Annotated in this window: 15 protein-coding genes; 8 read left to right on the top strand and 7 right to left on the bottom strand. The window is 70.1% G+C overall.

All coding sequences use genetic code 11. The features are described from left to right. The first annotated feature begins 1 nt into the window (after position 1). Genes hisF through hisIE form a run of 3 tightly spaced genes read left to right on the top strand, consistent with a single transcriptional unit; the run spans position 2 to position 2,150 of the window. Complete coding sequence (gene hisF, locus D187_RS15320) at positions 2-760, top strand: imidazole glycerol phosphate synthase subunit HisF (RefSeq protein ID WP_002626267.1); 759 nt, start codon at positions 2-4, stop codon at positions 758-760. Positions 761-762: 2 nt separating this feature from the next. Next, positions 763-1,536, top strand: coding sequence for a histidinol-phosphatase (gene hisN, locus D187_RS15315; RefSeq protein WP_002626266.1), 774 nt, complete (start codon positions 763-765; stop codon positions 1,534-1,536). Beyond that, a complete protein-coding gene (hisIE, locus tag D187_RS15310) occupies positions 1,536-2,150 on the top strand; it encodes a bifunctional phosphoribosyl-AMP cyclohydrolase/phosphoribosyl-ATP diphosphatase HisIE (protein WP_211241535.1) in 615 nt (204 codons plus the stop codon). Before hisN ends, hisIE begins: the two co-directional genes overlap by 1 nt. Before the next feature lie 12 nt (positions 2,151-2,162). Here the strand turns inward: hisIE and D187_RS15305 are convergent, their stop codons facing one another. The 3 genes from D187_RS15305 to D187_RS15295 are packed head-to-tail and all read right to left on the bottom strand — an operon-like array spanning position 2,163 to position 6,031. Next, complete coding sequence (locus D187_RS15305) at positions 2,163-4,055, bottom strand: ribonuclease R family protein (protein WP_002626264.1); 1,893 nt, start codon at positions 4,053-4,055, stop codon at positions 2,163-2,165. A 25-nt stretch (positions 4,056-4,080) separates the two neighbouring features. Further along, entirely contained in the window at positions 4,081-4,890 is an 810-nt protein-coding gene (locus tag D187_RS15300; RefSeq protein WP_002626263.1) for a hypothetical protein, read from the bottom strand. A 25-nt stretch (positions 4,891-4,915) separates the two neighbouring features. Beyond that, positions 4,916-6,031: a hypothetical protein gene (locus D187_RS15295; RefSeq protein WP_002626262.1), complete on the bottom strand. Its 1,116-nt coding sequence runs from the start codon at positions 6,029-6,031 to the stop codon at positions 4,916-4,918. A gap of 75 nt (positions 6,032-6,106) precedes the next feature. Here D187_RS15295 and lpdA point away from each other — a divergent pair, with 75 nt between their 5' ends. Beyond that, positions 6,107-7,504, top strand: coding sequence for a dihydrolipoyl dehydrogenase (gene lpdA / locus D187_RS15290; protein WP_002626261.1), 1,398 nt, complete (start codon positions 6,107-6,109; stop codon positions 7,502-7,504). 25 nt (positions 7,505-7,529) lie between these two features. Here the strand turns inward: lpdA and D187_RS15285 are convergent, their stop codons facing one another. Next, entirely contained in the window at positions 7,530-8,330 is an 801-nt protein-coding gene (locus D187_RS15285; protein ID WP_002626259.1) for a DUF72 domain-containing protein, read from the bottom strand. A 252-nt stretch (positions 8,331-8,582) separates the two neighbouring features. Here D187_RS15285 and lipA point away from each other — a divergent pair, with 252 nt between their 5' ends. The 4 genes from lipA to lipB are packed head-to-tail and all read left to right on the top strand — an operon-like array spanning position 8,583 to position 13,310. After that, positions 8,583-9,518: a lipoyl synthase gene (lipA, locus tag D187_RS15280; RefSeq protein ID WP_002626257.1), complete on the top strand. Its 936-nt coding sequence runs from the start codon at positions 8,583-8,585 to the stop codon at positions 9,516-9,518. 34 nt (positions 9,519-9,552) lie between these two features. Continuing rightward, positions 9,553-10,827 (top strand): dihydrolipoamide acetyltransferase family protein, encoded by a 1,275-nt coding sequence (locus D187_RS15275; RefSeq protein ID WP_002626255.1) that lies wholly within the window; start codon positions 9,553-9,555, stop codon positions 10,825-10,827. Between the two features lie 33 nt (positions 10,828-10,860). Next, positions 10,861-12,216 carry a ClpX C4-type zinc finger protein gene (locus tag D187_RS15270; protein WP_002626253.1) on the top strand — a complete coding sequence of 452 codons (1,356 nt, stop codon included), beginning with the start codon at positions 10,861-10,863 and terminating at the stop codon, positions 12,214-12,216. Then, positions 12,213-13,310 (top strand): lipoyl(octanoyl) transferase LipB, encoded by a 1,098-nt coding sequence (lipB, locus tag D187_RS15265; protein ID WP_002626251.1) that lies wholly within the window; start codon positions 12,213-12,215, stop codon positions 13,308-13,310. The genes D187_RS15270 and lipB overlap by 4 nt, the downstream gene beginning before the upstream one ends. Here the strand turns inward: lipB and D187_RS15260 are convergent. The 3 genes from D187_RS15260 to D187_RS15250 form a co-directional block, all read right to left on the bottom strand. After that, complete coding sequence (locus tag D187_RS15260) at positions 13,300-14,037, bottom strand: MBL fold metallo-hydrolase (protein ID WP_245591724.1); 738 nt, start codon at positions 14,035-14,037, stop codon at positions 13,300-13,302. The genes lipB and D187_RS15260 overlap by 11 nt on opposite strands. A gap of 130 nt (positions 14,038-14,167) precedes the next feature. Beyond that, entirely contained in the window at positions 14,168-14,833 is a 666-nt protein-coding gene (gene ribA, locus D187_RS15255) for a GTP cyclohydrolase II (protein ID WP_002626247.1), read from the bottom strand. Positions 14,834-14,901: 68 nt separating this feature from the next. Next, positions 14,902-16,128 carry a molybdopterin molybdotransferase MoeA gene (locus D187_RS15250; RefSeq protein WP_002626245.1) on the bottom strand — a complete coding sequence of 409 codons (1,227 nt, stop codon included), beginning with the start codon at positions 16,126-16,128 and terminating at the stop codon, positions 14,902-14,904. Between the last annotated feature and the right edge of the window lie 210 nt (positions 16,129-16,338).

The raw sequence follows: 16,338 nt of genomic DNA, 5'->3' as shown, positions 1-16,338 counted from the left end.
GATGCTCACGCGACGACTGATCGTCTGTCTGGATGTGAAGGGCGGCCGCGTGGTCAAGGGCGTCCAGTTCGAGGGCCTGCGCGACGTGGGAGATCCCGTGGAACTCGCCCTGCGCTACGAGGAGGCGGGCGCCGACGAGGTGACCTTCCTCGACATCTCCGCGACCCAGGAGGAGCGCGGCACGCTGTGGGAACTGGTGCGGCGCACCGCCGAGCGGCTGTTCATCCCGCTCACGGTGGGAGGCGGCGTGCGCACGGCGGACGACGTGGGCCGGGCCCTGCGGGCGGGAGCGGACAAGGTGAGCATCAACTCGGCGGCGGTGGCCCGTCCCGAGGTGCTCACCGAGTGCGCCGAGCGCTTCGGGGCCCAGTGTGTGGTGGCGAGCATCGACGCCAAGCGCGACGGGGCGAGCTGGCGCGTGTACACCCACGGAGGCAAGAAGCCCACGGACCTGGATGCCATCGCCTGGGCGCGCGAGTGTGTGAAACGCGGCGCGGGGGAGATCCTCCTCACGAGCATCGATCGGGATGGTGCCCGTTCGGGGTATGACCTGGAGCTGACGCGGGCCGTCGCCGAGGGGGTGGCGGTGCCCGTCATCGCCTCGGGAGGCGCGGGCAACGCGGAGCATGTCCGGGCGGCGTTGAGGGAGGGTGGGGCGGACGCGGCGCTGGTGGCGGGCATCCTCCACGACGGCGTCACCACGGTGGGAGCCATCAAGACGCTGCTGCGAGGCGGTGGTCTGGAAATCAGGAGCCATTGAGCATGGATGCGCGTTCGTTGATGCAGGCGGCGGAGGAAGTGGCCCGCAAGTCGGGCGACGTGGCACTGGGCTTCTTCCGCCAGGGCGTCACGGTGGACACCAAGGGAGACGGCACGCCGGTGACGGTGGCGGACCGGACGGCCGAGAAGACGGCACGCGAGTGGATTGAAGCGCGCTTCCCCGAGGACGGCATCCTCGGCGAGGAGTTCGGCGAGACGCGGCCCGGAGCCAGGCGCCGGTGGATCCTCGATCCCATCGACGGCACCAAGACGTTCATCCGCGGGGTGCCGCTGTGGGGCACGCTGGTGGCGGTGACCGAGGGGGAGACGATCCTCGCGGGCGCGGCGTACTTCCCGCCCGTGGGGGAGATGCTGGTGGCGGCGCCGGGGCAGGGCTGCTGGTGGAATGGAAAGCAGACGAGGGTGTCGACCGAGGCGGATCTGTCGCGCGCCCTGGTGTTGTCCACCGACGAGCGGTTCCTCACGTATCCCCAGCGCGGGGCGGCGTGGCGGGGCCTGGCGGCCAAGGCTTCCGTCTCCCGGACCTGGGGGGATTGCTACGGCTACCTGCTGTTGGCCACCGGCCGGGCCGAGGTGATGGTCGACGAGCTGATGTCCCCCTGGGACGCGGCCGCGCTGCAGCCCATCATCGAGGAGGCCGGCGGCGTCTTCACGGACTGGACGGGCAAGCGCACGGCGTTCGGCGGCAACTGCATCGCCACCAACGCGGTGCTCTCGGCGCAGGTGCGCGAGTTGCTCGGGGCGAAGGGGACATGATGTTGGACTTGTCGAAGCTGGATTTCACCAAGGGCAACGGACTGGTGACGGTGGTGACGCAGGACGCCCACACGGGCGATCTGCTCATGGTCGCGCACGCGGACCGCGAGGCGCTCGAGAAGACGATCCAGACGGGCGAGATGCACTACCGCTCGCGCTCGCGGGGCTTGTGGCACAAGGGCGGCACGAGCGGGAACGTGCAGCGCGTGGTGTCCCTCACGGCCGACTGCGACGCGGACGCGGTGCTCGCCCGGGTGGAGAAGGCGGGTCCGGCCTGTCACACCGGGGCGGAGACGTGCTTCGACATCGGCCCGGTGGATGAGCTCGTGGCGCTGGACAGGACCATCTCCGCGCGTGCGAAGAAGGCCCCGGAGCCCGGCGAGAAGCCGAGCTACACGCGGCGGCTCCTGGACGACCGCAACCTGCGCCTGAAGAAGATCGGCGAGGAGGCGGCGGAGCTGGTGACGGCCTGCGCGGATGGAGACAAGGAGCGCGCGGCCGAGGAAGCCGCCGATGTCCTCTACCATCTGCTCGTGGCGGTGCGGCCGCTGGGTGTGACGCTGGAGGACGTGAAGGCGGTGCTCGCGCGCCGGGCCCGCAAGCCGGCGAAGTAGGACGCGGCGGGCCTACTCGACGAGCGTCAGTCCGATGCGGCCCGGGTGCTCCTCCGTGAAGGCCACGCGCACCCGGAGCGGCATTCCGAGCGTGAAGGAGCGTGTGGGCCCCACGAGCGAGGTCTCCCGGGCCTCCGGTGTGTAGGGGCCGCCCGGGAGCGACTCCAGGGGAAGGAATCCCTCCACGAGGGGCTGGTCGAGCTGGACGAGCAGCCCCGAGGAGCGCACCCGGGTGACGTGTCCGGTGAACTCCTGGCCCACGTGCGCGGCCATCACCCGCGCTTCCAGCAGCCGGTGCCGCTCCTTCTCCGCGCGCTGAGCGCGCCGGGTGCGCTCGTTGAGGTGGAGCGAGAGCCGCTCGACGTCCGGATCCTCGTGCGGGAAGTCCCGCCGGCCGCGCAGGTAGTGCTTGAGGGCGCGGTGGACGGCGAGGTCCGCGTAGCGCCGCAGCGGCGAGGTGAAGTGCACATAGGCGCGCGCGGCGAGGCCGAAGTGGGAGGCGGGCACCACGGTGTAGCGCGAGGAGGCGAGCGCCTTGAACATCACCGAGCGCAACGCGGCCTCCGCGGGCACACCGGAGAGCTGCCGGGCGAACGCGGCGAGTGACAGCGGGGTGAGCGTGCGGCCCAGGCCCGCGGCGAAGCCCGAGTGGAGGGCGAAGGCGTCCAGGTCCGCCACGGCCTGGGGCTCGGGCTCCCCCTGGACGCGGAAGGGGGCGGGAATGCCCCGCTCGACGAGCCAGCCGGCGATGGCCTCGTTGGCGGCCACCATGAAGCGCTCGACGAGCGCATGCGCCGAAGTGGGCCGCTCGGTCTCGATGCCCGAGACCTCTCCCGTGACTTCATCGAAGGTGAAGTGGGCCTCGTCGCGCGTCTGGTCGATGCCCCCGCGTCCCGCCCGCGCCACTGCCAGCCGCGCCGCCGCCGCGCGCAACCACGGCATCGCCTCGCGCACCGGGGCCATCGGCTCGGACACCTCGCCCCGATCGAGGTACGCCGCCACCTCGGTGTAGCTCAGCCGCGCCCAGGAGCGCAGCAGGCTCTCGTAGACATCCACCGAGGTGACCCGTCCTTCCGGATCGATGCGCAGCTCCGCCGTGACGCACAGCCGCTCCTCGCCCGGCACCAGGCTGAGCGAGCCCGCCGACAGCGCCTCGGGGAGCATGGGCAGCAGGGTGTCTCCGAGGTACACGTTGGTGGCCCGCTCGCGCGCCTCGCGATCCAGCGCGGAGCCCTCGGGGATGAACTCGGCGGCGTCCGCGATGGAGACGAACAGCCGCAGCGCGCCATCCCCTCCGGCGGGGAGCACGGAGAGGGCGTCATCGATGATGCGGGTGGTGGGCGAGTCCACGGTCACCGTGGGCACCTCGCGCAGATCCCTCCGGCCCTCCCGCGTGAGTGGCCGGGCGAGGACCTGGGGGACCTCGGCGTGGGCCTCCGGGCCGAACTCGCGGCGCAGGCCATGGCGCAGCAGCAGGCGCTCCAGGGCGCGGTCCACTCCGGGCGCGAGCTTGCGCACCAACCGGATCTTGTCCTCGTCGATGCGTCCCACCACCGCGTCGCCGGGCTGGACCTCGACGCCCTCCGTCTCCAGGGGCCACTCGCCCGCGCCCACGTCCCGGTCGGGGTGGAGCAGCACGCGCTCCTCGCGCACCACTACCTCGCCATAGAGCTCCTGGCGGGGCCGGTGCACGAGGGACAAGCCGCTGGCGCTCCACCGGCCGTCCTCCGCGCGGGTGATTCTCGCGGAGACGACATCGTCGGCCAGGTGGTGCTTCAGCTCCTTGGCCGGGATGAAGGCGGAGAGGCCCTCGGAGGTGAGGGTGGGCCGCACGACGAGGAAGCCATGGCCCCGGTGGTGGACGTCGATGTGGCCGGTGACGGTGCGGGAAGTGGGCGAGTCCATGGCTCCGCACCATGTTCCCGCTCCGTCACGGTGTCGAGAGGCCCCGCTCCACCAGGGACACGAGGTCCGCCTGCACACCCAACACCGCGAAGCCGAAGTTGCCCCAGTTGTAGATATCGCGGCGTGTCACGTCCGCGCCGCCCCCGAGGAGTCGCAGTCGCGCGTAGGCATTCACGTCGCCCCGCGTGTTCAGCGGAACACCCAACGTCAGGGCCACGTCGTAGATGCCGCCCGTGGTGTTGCCCACCAGACCAAAGGTGGAGAGCGCGTCGGCCTCCAGCCCCGCCCATACGCGCGAGGGCAGCTCGTAGCGCAGCCGGGTCTTCAGCGCGCCCACCACGCCGATGTCGCTCTCCTGCGAGTAGCGCGAGCCATCCACCGCGCCCCATCCCACCAGGGCGTTGCGGATCTGCACGCTCGCGCCGATGTCCCACTTGAAGCGCTCCCCGTCGATGAGCCGGAAGAGGTAGCTGCCGCGGAACCCATCGAAGAGGTAGCGGCTGTCCACCACGGTGCCCGCGGGGAACACGGTTCCGCGGAAGTCGATGTCCCGCGACAGCGTCGCGCGCGTGGTCACATCGAACGGGGCGTACAGCAGGATGAGGCCATGCCGCGCGCCCAGGCGCGCCTCCACGGCGGCGCGCCAGGTGCGGTAGAGGGTGGCGTTCTGCTGGAGATCCTCGGCCGAATAGGACGTGCCCGAGGCGCCATAGCGGCCGTCGTTCTGGAAGATGGCGGCCGGGCCCGTCTCGTACTCGGCGACGAGCCCGGTGAGGGGACTCGCGGCGAAGGCGGGCATGGACAGAAGGGTCAGGACGAGCAGGGTAGTTCGCATGGTGCCCGCTCCAACGTCTCGGTCCTCAGCGCGTTACACGGATTTCCACGTCGATCAGCGAAAGTGGACTTTTCGTGGGAAAGACACTGAGCGCCTCCACGTTCAGGAGGGCGGCCGGCAGCGCGCACGACTCCCACTGACCGGTGCCTTGGAACTGGCAGACCCTGGGGCGGACGAAGTTCGTCCGCGTGTCCGGGTCGTTCAGCCCCACCTCTTCCTCCACCCGGACCACGGCTCGCAGCACGCCCGGGCCTCGCGCGCGCACGCGCAGGGCTGTCAGGGCTTGGACGGGGGGCTCGAACACCGCGCTCAGCGCGCCGTCCTTGCGCCACCCGGGCGCCTGCTCCGCCACCGGGAGCGTCACGGACGTGGACTCCTGTCCGTCGAAGGCCCGCTCCGCCCCCTCGGGGCCCACGATGCGGTCCGGCTTGAGCACGGCGGTCGTGGTGGTGGGCATCGCCGTCTGGACGAGCGAGGCCAGGGCGGGCACGTCGCCTTGCACCACGACGGCCCGCAGCAGCGGAGAAGACACCTGTCCCTCGCGGGCGCAGACCGGGGTGAGTTGCTCGAGCCAGCTCCTGCGCTCCTGCGTCAGGGGCTCCTCGTCCAGGGCGGCGGGCGCGAGCAGGGCGCGCACCACCTCGGCGCAGGCCTCCCGGGTTCCCGGGCCAGCGTGCTCCAGGTGCCAGAGGGGAAGGGCGGGCGGGGGTGTTGCCCCCCGACTCGAGGCCCTCACCGCGCGGACGACGGCTTGTTCGCAGGGGTTGGCCCCCGAGGGGCAGCGCTGACACAGCACGTCGAGCAGCTCGCGCGCGGGGGCCATTCCGGCGGTCAGCGGGAAGCGGGCATCCAGGGCCGGGCCCAGCTCGCACGCCCGGATGGGCGGGGTGGGGCAGGCGTCCAGCTCCCGTCGGGCCGCGGCAAGGGCCGTGGGGTCCTCGGGCGCCTTGAGGACGCCTTCCAGGGACTTCTCGAGGGTCGGACAGATCGGGGCTTTGAGGGAGGGCGTGGACGGGATGCCGCGGGGCGGCACGGGGACGCCTCCGCCTTCTGGCACCGTGTGGGTGACGTAATAGAGGCGCGCGAAGGCCACCAGGGCGAGCGTCATCAGGAGGAGTGATCGGACGGGGAAGCGTCGCAAGGTGCAAACTCCTTGATTCCAGCCGGGAGGGGTGGTTATCAGCGCCGCGCGGTTACATCCACCCCGGAGGCATTCGTGGCTGAGACTTTCGACGTGGTGATCATCGGTTCGGGCCCGGGGGGTTATGTCGGTGCGATCCGGGCGGCGCAGCTCGGGTTGAAGACGGCCCTCATCGAGAAGGACAAGCGCCTGGGTGGCACGTGCCTCCACCGGGGCTGCATCCCCACCAAGTCGCTGCTCTGGAGCGCCTCGCTCCTGCATCACATCAAGGAAGCGGCGGACTTCGGCATCGAGGTGCCGGCGCCGGTGGTCAACTGGGCCAAGGTCCAGGAGCACAAGCAGAAGGTGGTCACCAAGGGTGCCAACGGCATCGACTACCTGATGAAGAAGAACAAGATCTCGGTCCTCAAGGGCCATGGCCGCATCGCCGGCAAGGGCAAGGTCGAGGTCACCGCCGACGACGGCTCCAAGCAGACGCTGGACACCAAGAACATCATCATCGCGACGGGCTCGGTGCCCAAGTCGCTGCCCAACGTGCAGGTGGATCACCAGCGCGTGCTCAACAGCGACTCCATCCTCACGATTGATCGCATTCCCAAGAGCCTCATCGTCATTGGCGCGGGCGCGGTGGGCTGCGAGTTCGCCTCCGTCTTCAACCACATGGGCACCCAGGTCTCCGTGGTGGAGTACCTGCCGAACCTGCTGCCCATCGAGGACGTGGACGTCTCCAAGGAGTTCGAGAAGCACTTCAAGAAGCGCAAGATCGACGTGCACACCGGCGCCAAGGTGGAGAAGGTGGAGAGCAGCGCCAACGGCGTGAAGCTCACCATGACGGTGGGCACCGAGACGCGCACCATCGAGGCCGAGTACGTCCTGTCCGCCGTGGGCCGCGCCCCGGTGACCGAGGACATCGGTTTGAGCTTCACGTCCATCAAGGCCGACCGGGGCTTCATCAAGACGGACGAGATGATGCGCACCACCGAGCCGAACGTGTACGCGATCGGTGACGTCATCCCCACGCCCATGCTCGCCCACGTGGCCAGCGCCGAGGCGGTGCTCGCGGTGGAGCACATCGCCGGCAAGAAGCCCACGCCCATCAACTACGACCTGACCCCGTCGGCCACCTACTGCTACCCCGAGGTGGCGTCCGTGGGCCTCACGGAGAAGAAGGCCAAGGAGCGGGGCTACGACGTGAAGACGGGCATCTTCCCGTTCTCCGCCGTCACCAAGGCCTCCATCTCCAACGAGGGCATTGGCCTGGTGAAGGTGGTCTCGGACAAGAAGTACGACGAGGTGCTCGGCGTCCACCTGGTGGGCCCGCACGCCACCGAGCTGCTCGCCGAGGCCTGTGTGGCGCTCCGCCTGGAGATCACCACCGAGGAGCTCGCGCACACGATGCACGCCCACCCCACGCTCTCGGAGATCGTGAAGGAAGGCGCCGAGATGACCCTGGGTCACCCGATCCACATCTGAGCCGGGCGCTTCACGCCCGTTTCACTCAGGCCGTCCGAGATGACTCCGTCTCGGGCGGCCGTTGCATGTCCGGGGGCGGGTGCACCGGGACGTGGCCGAGCAGCTCCGCCAGGTCGAACGCATCCAGCAGCGCGTGCCCGTGCAGGTCGTTGTTGAAGTACACCCAGGCGCCGCGTCCCCTCTGGCGCCACGCCTTCAGGTCTCGCGCGACGGGCCGCAGCGCCGCGCGGCCATAGCGCCCGGCGTAGCGAGCCCCCAGGCCGTGGAAGCGCAGGTAGCGGAAGCTGCCGGTGGGGCGGGGCACGGGCACCGGGACGAGGTCGTGCTCGCACAGGGACACGTCCCACCGGTCGAGCACCTCCAGTACCTCGTCGTGGTACCAGGCGGCGTCGCGGAACTCGAAGACGGAGTGGATGCCGCGGGGCAGGGCGGCGAGGAAGCGCTCCAGCCGCTCGGGATCCGGCTTCTTCATGTGCGGCGGGAGTTGCCAGAGCACCGGACCGAGCTTCGGGCCGAAGCGCAGGATGACGCGGAAGAAGCGCTCCAGGCCCTCGCCCACGTCCGTCAGCCGCTTCATGTGGGTGAGGTAGCGGCTGCCCTTGCAGGCGAAGCGGAAGCCCGGAGGCGTCTGCTCGAACCAGCCGTCCACCGCGTCCTCCGTGGGCAGCCGGTAGAAGGAAGCGTTGAGCTCCACGGTGGAGAAGACCTGGGCGTAGTAGGGCAGCCAGCGGCTGGCGGGCAGCCCGGGTGGATAGAACAAAGCCTTCCAGTGCTTGTAGACGTACCCGCTCGTCCCGAGGTGGATGGCCCTCATGCCGCCAAGCATGGACATCGTGAGGGCTGGCTGGTCGGAAGGGCGTGCTCGCCCGCCCGGTGGACGAGCCGCGCATCACCCGGGCCCGCCGGGCTCATGGCCTCGATGCGGGGGCGCGAGTGTTCCGGGGTGGACGCGCGCTGCCTGGAAGCGCGCGTCGCGTTAGAAGGGAGAAGCGTTTGAATCCGCGCGAGAGCTGACATATCGCGTCAAGGCTTCCCGCTTGACCCTGCTTTCGCCCCAACCGTAGAAGGCCCGCGACCCATGGCGACTCCCGATCGTTTCCCCCTGCCCCAGGTAGCCGAATCCACCCGGAAGCCCGAGTGGCTGAAGGTGCGTCTCCCTCACGGCGAGGGGTACGAGCGGGTGAAGTCCATCGTGCGCCGCACGAAGCTGGCCACGGTGTGCGAGGAAGCACGCTGCCCGAACATCGCCGAGTGCTGGGGGGGTGGCACCGCCACGGTGATGCTCATGGGCGAGGTGTGCACGCGCGCGTGCCGCTTCTGCCACGTGAAGGTGGGCGCGCCGCCGCCGTTGGATCCGATGGAGCCCATCCACCTGGCCCAGGCCGTCAAGGAGATGGACCTGGAGTACATCGTGGTCACCTCGGTGAACCGGGATGATCGGCCGGATGGGGGCGCGAGCCACTTCGCCTCGGCCATCCGCGAGCTGCGCCAGCACTCGCCCAAGACGATCGTCGAGGTGCTCATCCCCGACTTCAAGGGCAAGGAGCAGGACCTGGACACCGTGGCCCAGGCCCGGCCGCACGTGGTGGCCCACAACGTGGAGACGGTGGAGCGCCTCACCCCCACCGTGCGCGATCGCCGCGCCACCTACCGCCAGTCGCTCCGGGTGCTCGAGTACCTCAAGAACCGCCCCGAGCGGCTCTACACCAAGAGCTCCGTCATGGTGGGCCTGGGCGAGACGGACGCCGAGCTGGAGCAGACCTTCCGCGACTTGCGCTCGGCGGGCGTGGACGTGCTGACGCTCGGCCAGTACCTCCAGCCCTCGCAGTACCACCTGCGCGTGGAGCGCTTCGTGAGCCCGCCCCAGTTCGAGGCCTACAAGCAGCTCGCCGAGTCCTTCGGCTTCCTCTACGTCGCCTCCGGGCCGCTCGTGCGCTCGAGCTACCGCGCCGCCGAGTTCTTCATGAAGGGCCTCATGGAGCGTGAGCGCCTGGGGCTCGCCAGCGGCACCTGACGCCTTTCTCCCCTCATCCCGAAACGGAACCCGAATGGCGATCTTCGAGTTGAAGCTTCCTGATCTTGGCGAAGGTGTTCAGGAGGGCGAACTGGTCAAGTGGCACGTCAAGGCGGGTGACCTGGTCAAGGAGGACCAGACCCTCGCCGAGGTGATGACGGACAAGGCCACGGTCACCGTTCCCAGCCCCAAGGCCGGCCGGGTCGTGCAGACGCACGGCAAGGAAGGCGAGATGGCGAAGGTGCACCAGCTCCTCGTCACGCTCGAGCTCGAAGGCTCCGCGCCCGCCCAGGCCTCGTCGGGTCATGAGGCTCCGGCGGCCGCTCCCACTCCCGCCGCCGCTCCCGTGGCCGCGGCGGCCAGCGCGGCGCCGGAGGCCGCGTCCTCGTCCAAGGTGCTCGCCACGCCGCTCACCCGCCGCATGGCGCGCGAGCACGGGTTGGATCTCTCGCAGATCGCCGGTTCCGGGCCGCAGGGCCGCGTGATGAAGGCGGACGTGAAGGCGGCCATCGCGGGCGCCTCCTCCTCGCGCAACGAGGTGTCGCCGCCTCCCGCCGCCGCCGCGCGTCCGGCCGCGCCCCCGGTGGTCTCGGGCCGGGCCGACGAGCGCATCCCGCTGCGCGGCCTGCGCAAGAAGATCGCCGAGAAGATGGTGCGCTCGAAGTTCACCGCGCCCCACTTCGGCTTCGTCGAGGAGACGGACGCCACGGAGCTCGTCGCCCTGCGCAAGCGGCTCAACGAGAGCCTGGCCGCCACGGGGGACAAGACGAAGCTGTCCTTCCTGCCCTTCATCGTGAAGGCCGTCATCGCGGCGATGAAGAAGTACCCCCACCTCAACGCGCAGATGGACGAGGCCGCCCAGGAGCTCGTCGTCCGGGGCGAGTTCAACATCGGCATCGCGGTGTCCACCCCCGAGGGGCTCACCGTGCCGGTCCTCAAGAACGCGGACCGGCTCACCCTGCGCGAGCTGGCCGAGGAGATCCTCCGCCTGAGCACCGCGGCGCGCGAGCGCAAGCTGAAGATGGACGAGCTGACCGGAGGCTCCTTCACCATCACCTCGCTCGGGCAGTCAGGCGGCATCTTCGCCACGCCCATCATCAACCACCCCGAGGTGGCCATCCTGGGCATCCACCGCATGCGCAAGCGGCCCGTGGTGGACAAGAACGACCAGGTGGTGGTGCGCGAGATGATGAACATCTCCATCTCCGCCGATCACCGCGTCATCGACGGCCAGATGGCCGCGGACTTCGTCTACGAAGTCATCAAGTACCTGGAGCATCCAGACATGCTGTTCCTGGCCATGGCCTGACGGCCGTTGGCCTTCGCGAGGGAGTAGGGGCCCATGGCCGAGAACGTCCGCGACGTCATCCGTGCCGCCCAGGCGGCGGAGCTCGGCGGCGACAAGCGCCGGGCCATCGAGTTGTTCCAACGCGCCGCCGAGCTGTGTCGGCGCGGGGGAAACCGGGCCCGGGCGGAACAGCTCCTGCGCTATGCCCTGCGGTTGGATCCTTCTCGCACCGACCTGGAGGAGGCGCTGCGCCGGTTGGAGGCGGGGGAGAGCGAGCCCTCGCCCCCCATCCCGGTCGTGTCCTCGGACGAAGAGGAGGACGAGGACGACGTCCACGAGGGGGCCACCTGGGAGATCGAGGAGGATTCCTCGACGCTCCAGGACGCGTTGCGCGAGGCCTCGCTGGCCGTGGATCGCCGTGCCAACCCGGTGGGTCTGGCGGTGAAGGTCATGCGCTCGGCCGTCCTCACCGCGGAGAGCGTGGGGCCGCGACGGGAGGAACCGCCCGCGCCGCCCGCCGTGTCCTCCCCGTCCTCGCCGGAGCGGGAGGGCATGTTCATCGAGCGGGGGCCGACCCGGGCCGATCCCGCGCTCGAGGCGTGGTGCTCCTTCTGCTGCCGGCCCCGGCTTGAGGTGGGGCCGCTGGTGGCGGGTCCCGCCGGCGCGTTCATCTGCGCGGCCTGCATTGGAGAATCCAGCTCGCTGCTGGGAGGCGTGACGGCGCGTGCTCCGTCCGCTCGGCCCCGGGCGTCGCGCCCCATCACCCAGGAGTTGCTGGGACAAGCGGAGGCGCGGGCGCGGCTCGAGAGCGGGCTGGCGGCGGGGGTCCGCCGGGTGCTGGTGCTCGGTCCCGAGGGCTCGGGGAAGAGCACCTGGCTGCGGGCGCTCGTGGAGGCGGGGCAGGGCGAGGCCGTCACTCCGGAGTCGATCGATCGCGCCTCGGTGGAGGCCACGCTGCTCGTGGAGGACGTGGATCGGCTGCCCTCCGCCGGGCAAGCCGCGCTCGGGGCCTTCCTGAGCCGTCACCCCCAGCGCACGGTGGTGATGTCCGCCCGGGGTGGCGCGGTGGTGCCCGGACCCGAGCTCGTATCGGACTCGGGCCGCCTCTTCGTGCCCACCACGGCCTCGCTCTCCGAGGCCACTCGCGGCGCGCTCTCCCTGTTGTTGTTGGAGCAGGTGCAGCTGCTCGTCGTGCTCGAGACGCCCGGTGTCGAGCTGCTGCGGGAGATCGCCCGGCGACAGCTCGCCGCCCGGGAGGACATCCAACTGTCCGACGAGGCGCTCACCGCGCTCGCCCAGGAGGCCGCCCGTTCACCTCGGACCGGACATGAATTGAAGGCGCTCCTGGCGCGGATTCCTCCCGGCTCCTGGCGGCGGGCGACTCCGGGGCCGGGCAAGGGAGACACGTGAACACGCTGACGGTGTATCGGCTCGGTCAGGTCGAGTACGAGGATGGCTTGCAGCTCATGAAGCTCTTCGGCGAGACCCGGCGCCAGGGCCTCTGCGGGGACGTGTTGCTGCTGCTCGAGCACCCGCCGGTGCTCACCCTGGGCCGGGCCGCCAAACGCGAGAACGTCGTCGCGGACGATGCTCGGCTGGCCGAGGAGCACATCGGACTGTTCCAGACGGACCGGGGCGGCGACGTCACCTACCACGGTCCCGGGCAGCTCGTGGGCTACCCCATCTTCCTGCTGCCCGAGCACCGCCAGGACGTGCGCCGCTACGTGCGGGATGTCGAGCAGTGCATGCACCGCACGCTCGCCGAGTATGGCCTGTCCTCGGTGACGATCCCCAAGTGGCCCGGGGTGTGGCTCGGCGGCGAGGCAACGCGCGATGCCCGGAAGATCGCCGCCATCGGGGTGCACCTGGCGCGCTGGCTCACCAGCCATGGCTTCGCGCTCAACGTGAACACGCACCTGGAGCACTTCCAGCTCATCGTGCCCTGTGGCATCCGCGAGGCGGGCGTCACGTCGCTACAGCGCGAGCTGGGCCACCGCGTGCCCATGGCCGAGGTGGAGCAGAAGGTGGCGCGGCACTTCGCCGACGTCTTCGAACTCCAACTCGCCGAGGGCCCGCCGCCCACGCGCACCGTGAGCGTCACGCTCCTCCAGGGCGAGGGCGCCGACACCCGCGTGTTGCTCCTGCGCCGGCGTCCCCAGCGGGGTGGCTTCTGGCAGATCGTCACCGGAGGGCTGGAGCCGGGCGAGTCTCCCCGCGAGGCCGCCGCGCGAGAGCTGTTCGAGGAGACCGGACTGCGCGCCGACGTGGTGGATCTGGACTACCGCCACGCCTTCGCGGTGGGCACCACGGTGCCGCCCCGGCTCGTCGAGGAGAACGCCTTCGCCGCCCGGTGCGAGGGTGGCTTCGAGGTGCGTCTGGGGGACGAGCACGACGCCTTCGAGTGGGTGGATGTTCCCACGGCGCTCGAGCGGCTGCCCTTCCGGGGACTGCGCGAGGGCGTGGAGCGCGCCCTCCAGCGCGGTGCGCGCGACGTCAGAGGGTGATCGTCTCCAGCTCCCGCGCGGCGAGCACCTCGGGGCGGTGCTCGCGCACCCGGGCGACGAAGGCATCCATCTCCTCGTCATCGCGCGTGGTCTCGTGGTGGAAGAGCACCAGTTGCTTCACCTGGGCGGTGTTGGCCACGTGCACCGCGGCCTCCCATGTCGAGTGGCCCCAGCCCATCTTCGAGGCGCCCTTGCGGCCCCGGTACTCATCCTCGGTGTACATCGCGTCGATGATGAGCACGTCCGCGCCCCGCGCGAACTCCACCAGGTCGCGATCCATGTCGCAGCCGTGCTCCACGTCCGTCGCGTACACCACCGAGCGGCCATCGCAGTCCACGCGATAGCCCAGGTTGCCGCCCGGATGGTTCAGATCCAGCGCGCGCACGGTGGCCACTCCCAGCTCCAGCGACTGCCCCGGCGCCATGTCCCGGTAGGTCAGCGCGGCCTTGACGACCTGGGTCATCGTCACCGGGAAGTAGGGCTGCACCATCTGCCCGGCCAGCACGTCCTTCACCGAGCGTCCCTCTCGGGTGGCGCCATACAGCGTGAAGGAGAAGCGGGGGTTGAAGAGCGGGGTGAAGAACGGCACCCCCTGCAGGTGATCGTAGTGGTAGTGGGACAGGAAGATGGACGCGCGCAGCGGTCCACTGCCGGCGCTCAGCGACTCGCCCAGCGCGCGAGCCCCCGTGCCCATGTCGAAGATGAGCAACTCGTCCCCGCATCGCATCTCGACGCAAGGCGTGTTGCCCCCATAGCGCTGGGTCTTCGGTCCAGGGGCGGGGACCGAGCCACGCACCCCCCAGAACCGGACGTGAAAGGGGACTCGCGGCTCGGCGTGCTCCTGGCCCGGCGCGTCCTCAGCCCACCTTCGCTTCTGTGTCGTCCTCGGCGAAGAGCTCAATCAGGTGTCCCGTGCGCTCGCGCTTTGTCCTCAGGTAGTCCACGTTATGTGGATTATGCGCCGTACGCGAGGGAATGCGTCGGCGTACGGGAATACCCTCTTCCACCAATCCTGCAATTTTCAGGGGGTTGTTCGTGATGAGATCCACGGAACGCACTCCCAGTGAGCGCAGCATCTCCGCGGCGACGTCGTAGCTGCGCAGGTCATCGGCGAACCCCAGCTTCCGGTTGGACTCGTACGTGTCCAACCCCTGGGATTGCAACGCATAGGCCTTGATCTTGTTACCCAGGCCGATGCCCCGGCCCTCCTGGCGCAGGTAGAGCACCACGCCACAGCCATTCTGGGTGACGAAGTCCAGTGCCCGGTCCAGTTGCTGCCGACAGTCGCACTTGAGGCTGCCGAACACCTCGCTGGTGAGGCACTCGGAGTGCACGCGCACCGGCACCCCCTCCTTGTCGTGGATGTCCCCCACGACGAGGGCCACGTGCTCCCGGCCATTGCGCTTCTCCCGGAAGACGACCGTGCGCAGCACGCCTCGCTCCGTCGGAACGTCCGCTTCGGAGAAGCGCTCCAGGAGCGAAGAGCTTTTTCGGGTGGGGAGGACCTGAGGCGTGTCGGACATGAGAAGACCTTTCTCCCTTACAACAATTGGGGACACAAGATGGATGCTCATCGGGTGCCGTTGTTCCTCTAGGCACTCCAGGACAGGGGCAATAGCTCGACCTCGTCCCCAGTAGCCAACCTACTGGAAGAACGAGGGAAATGAAGCAGATGAGTGGCCGAGGCCGCGGAGCGCAGGGCTCCCGAGGTCTGGGTGGCCAGGGGCCGGGCCCACAGCTCGCCCTCCTGCCAGGCGGCGGTCACCCGGATGTAGTGGTCCAGCCCCGGGGCCTTCTTCAGCTCCCCGGCGAGCCGGCCCGGCACCCGCGGTGGCTCCACGTCGGCGTGTCCCAGCATGCGGCGCAGGGCGGGGCGCACGAAGAGCTCGAAGGTCACCAGGGACGAGGTGGGATTGCCGGGCAGCCCGCAGTAGAGGGTGCCCCCCTTGCGGCCCACGGCCAGGGGCTTGCCGGGCTTGATGGCCACGCGCCAGAAGTCCTGCGCCACGCCCAGCTGCGCCAGCGCCTCGCGCACGAAGTCGTGCTCGCCCACCGACATGCCCGCGCTCGTGAGCACCAGATCATGGCCCTCGGCGGCCGCGAGCAGGCGGGACACGTCCTCCCGGGTGTCCCGGGCGATGCCGAGCACCGAGGGCACCCCTCCGGCGCGCATCACCGCGAGGCTGAGCGCGGGCGCGTTGGCATCCACGATGCGGCCCTCGGCGGGGGCGTCCGCCGGGCACAGCTCGTCCCCCGTGGAGAGGATGGCCACCCGGGGCCGGCGGGGCACCGGCACGCTCGTGCGCCCCTGGCCCAAGAGCAGGCCCAGCTCGGGGATTCCCAGGGGCGTGCCCCGGGGCAGCAGCACCTCGCCCTCGCGCGCGTCCTCCCCCCGGGGCCGCACGAAGTGGCCGGGACCCACCCCCTCGAGGATGTCCACCGCGTCGCCCTCGGGCGTCAGCCGCGTCCGCTCGCGCATCACCACCGCGTCGGCGCCAGCGGGCAGGGGAGCCCCCGTCATGATGCGCGCGCACGTCCCGGGGCCTACCTCCTCGCGCGGCGTCTGCCCCGCGTAGATGGTTTCCCCCACCCGCAGACGAACGGGCAGGGGGGCCGAGAGGTCCGCGCTGCGCACGGCGAAGCCATCCATGGCCGAGTTGTCCCAGGGCGGCAGGGTGCGTTGGGCCCGCACGTCCTCGGCCAGCGTGCGCCCGAGCGCGTCCTCCCAACGCACCCATTCGGTGGACAACGGTTGGACCAGGGCGAGGGTGCGGGCTCGCGCTTCCTCCACGGCGAGCAACTCGGTGTCATCCTTCATTCGGGGGCGACCTCGGAGAGAGGGTAGGGGGCGGAACAACCCGTTACAGGCGTGTAGCGAGGGGCCCCTTTTGGCATCAAAGTCCCCAGGAAATTCAAGACTTTGTTTGACAGGTCTGATGATCACCGTTACAAGCCGTGATGATCGCGAGGACCTGATCTGGTCGTGGTCAGGTGTGCCAACCCGTTGAGATGACACGGGAATTCAAGG

Origin of the sequence: Cystobacter fuscus DSM 2262, from assembly GCF_000335475.2 — a bacterium.
Lineage (GTDB): Bacteria > Myxococcota > Myxococcia > Myxococcales > Myxococcaceae > Cystobacter > Cystobacter fuscus.
Note: the sequence above shows the minus strand (reverse complement) of the source record. Positions and strands in the feature narration are given on the sequence as shown.

Coding starts and splice junctions, on each gene's coding strand:
- D187_RS15250 (WP_002626245.1), bottom strand. CDS start 16,128: ATGAAGGATGACACCGAGTTGCTCGCCGTGGAGGAAGCGCGAGCCCGC.
- hisIE (WP_211241535.1), top strand. CDS start 1,536: ATGTTGGACTTGTCGAAGCTGGATTTCACCAAGGGCAACGGACTGGTG.
- D187_RS15285 (WP_002626259.1), bottom strand. CDS start 8,330: ATGCTTGGCGGCATGAGGGCCATCCACCTCGGGACGAGCGGGTACGTC.
- D187_RS15305 (WP_002626264.1), bottom strand. CDS start 4,055: ATGGACTCGCCCACTTCCCGCACCGTCACCGGCCACATCGACGTCCAC.
- lipA (WP_002626257.1), top strand. CDS start 8,583: ATGGCGACTCCCGATCGTTTCCCCCTGCCCCAGGTAGCCGAATCCACC.
- D187_RS15300 (WP_002626263.1), bottom strand. CDS start 4,890: ATGCGAACTACCCTGCTCGTCCTGACCCTTCTGTCCATGCCCGCCTTC.
- ribA (WP_002626247.1), bottom strand. CDS start 14,833: ATGTCCGACACGCCTCAGGTCCTCCCCACCCGAAAAAGCTCTTCGCTC.
- D187_RS15260 (WP_245591724.1), bottom strand. CDS start 14,037: ATGCGATGCGGGGACGAGTTGCTCATCTTCGACATGGGCACGGGGGCT.
- hisN (WP_002626266.1), top strand. CDS start 763: ATGGATGCGCGTTCGTTGATGCAGGCGGCGGAGGAAGTGGCCCGCAAG.
- D187_RS15275 (WP_002626255.1), top strand. CDS start 9,553: ATGGCGATCTTCGAGTTGAAGCTTCCTGATCTTGGCGAAGGTGTTCAG.
- hisF (WP_002626267.1), top strand. CDS start 2: ATGCTCACGCGACGACTGATCGTCTGTCTGGATGTGAAGGGCGGCCGC.
- D187_RS15270 (WP_002626253.1), top strand. CDS start 10,861: ATGGCCGAGAACGTCCGCGACGTCATCCGTGCCGCCCAGGCGGCGGAG.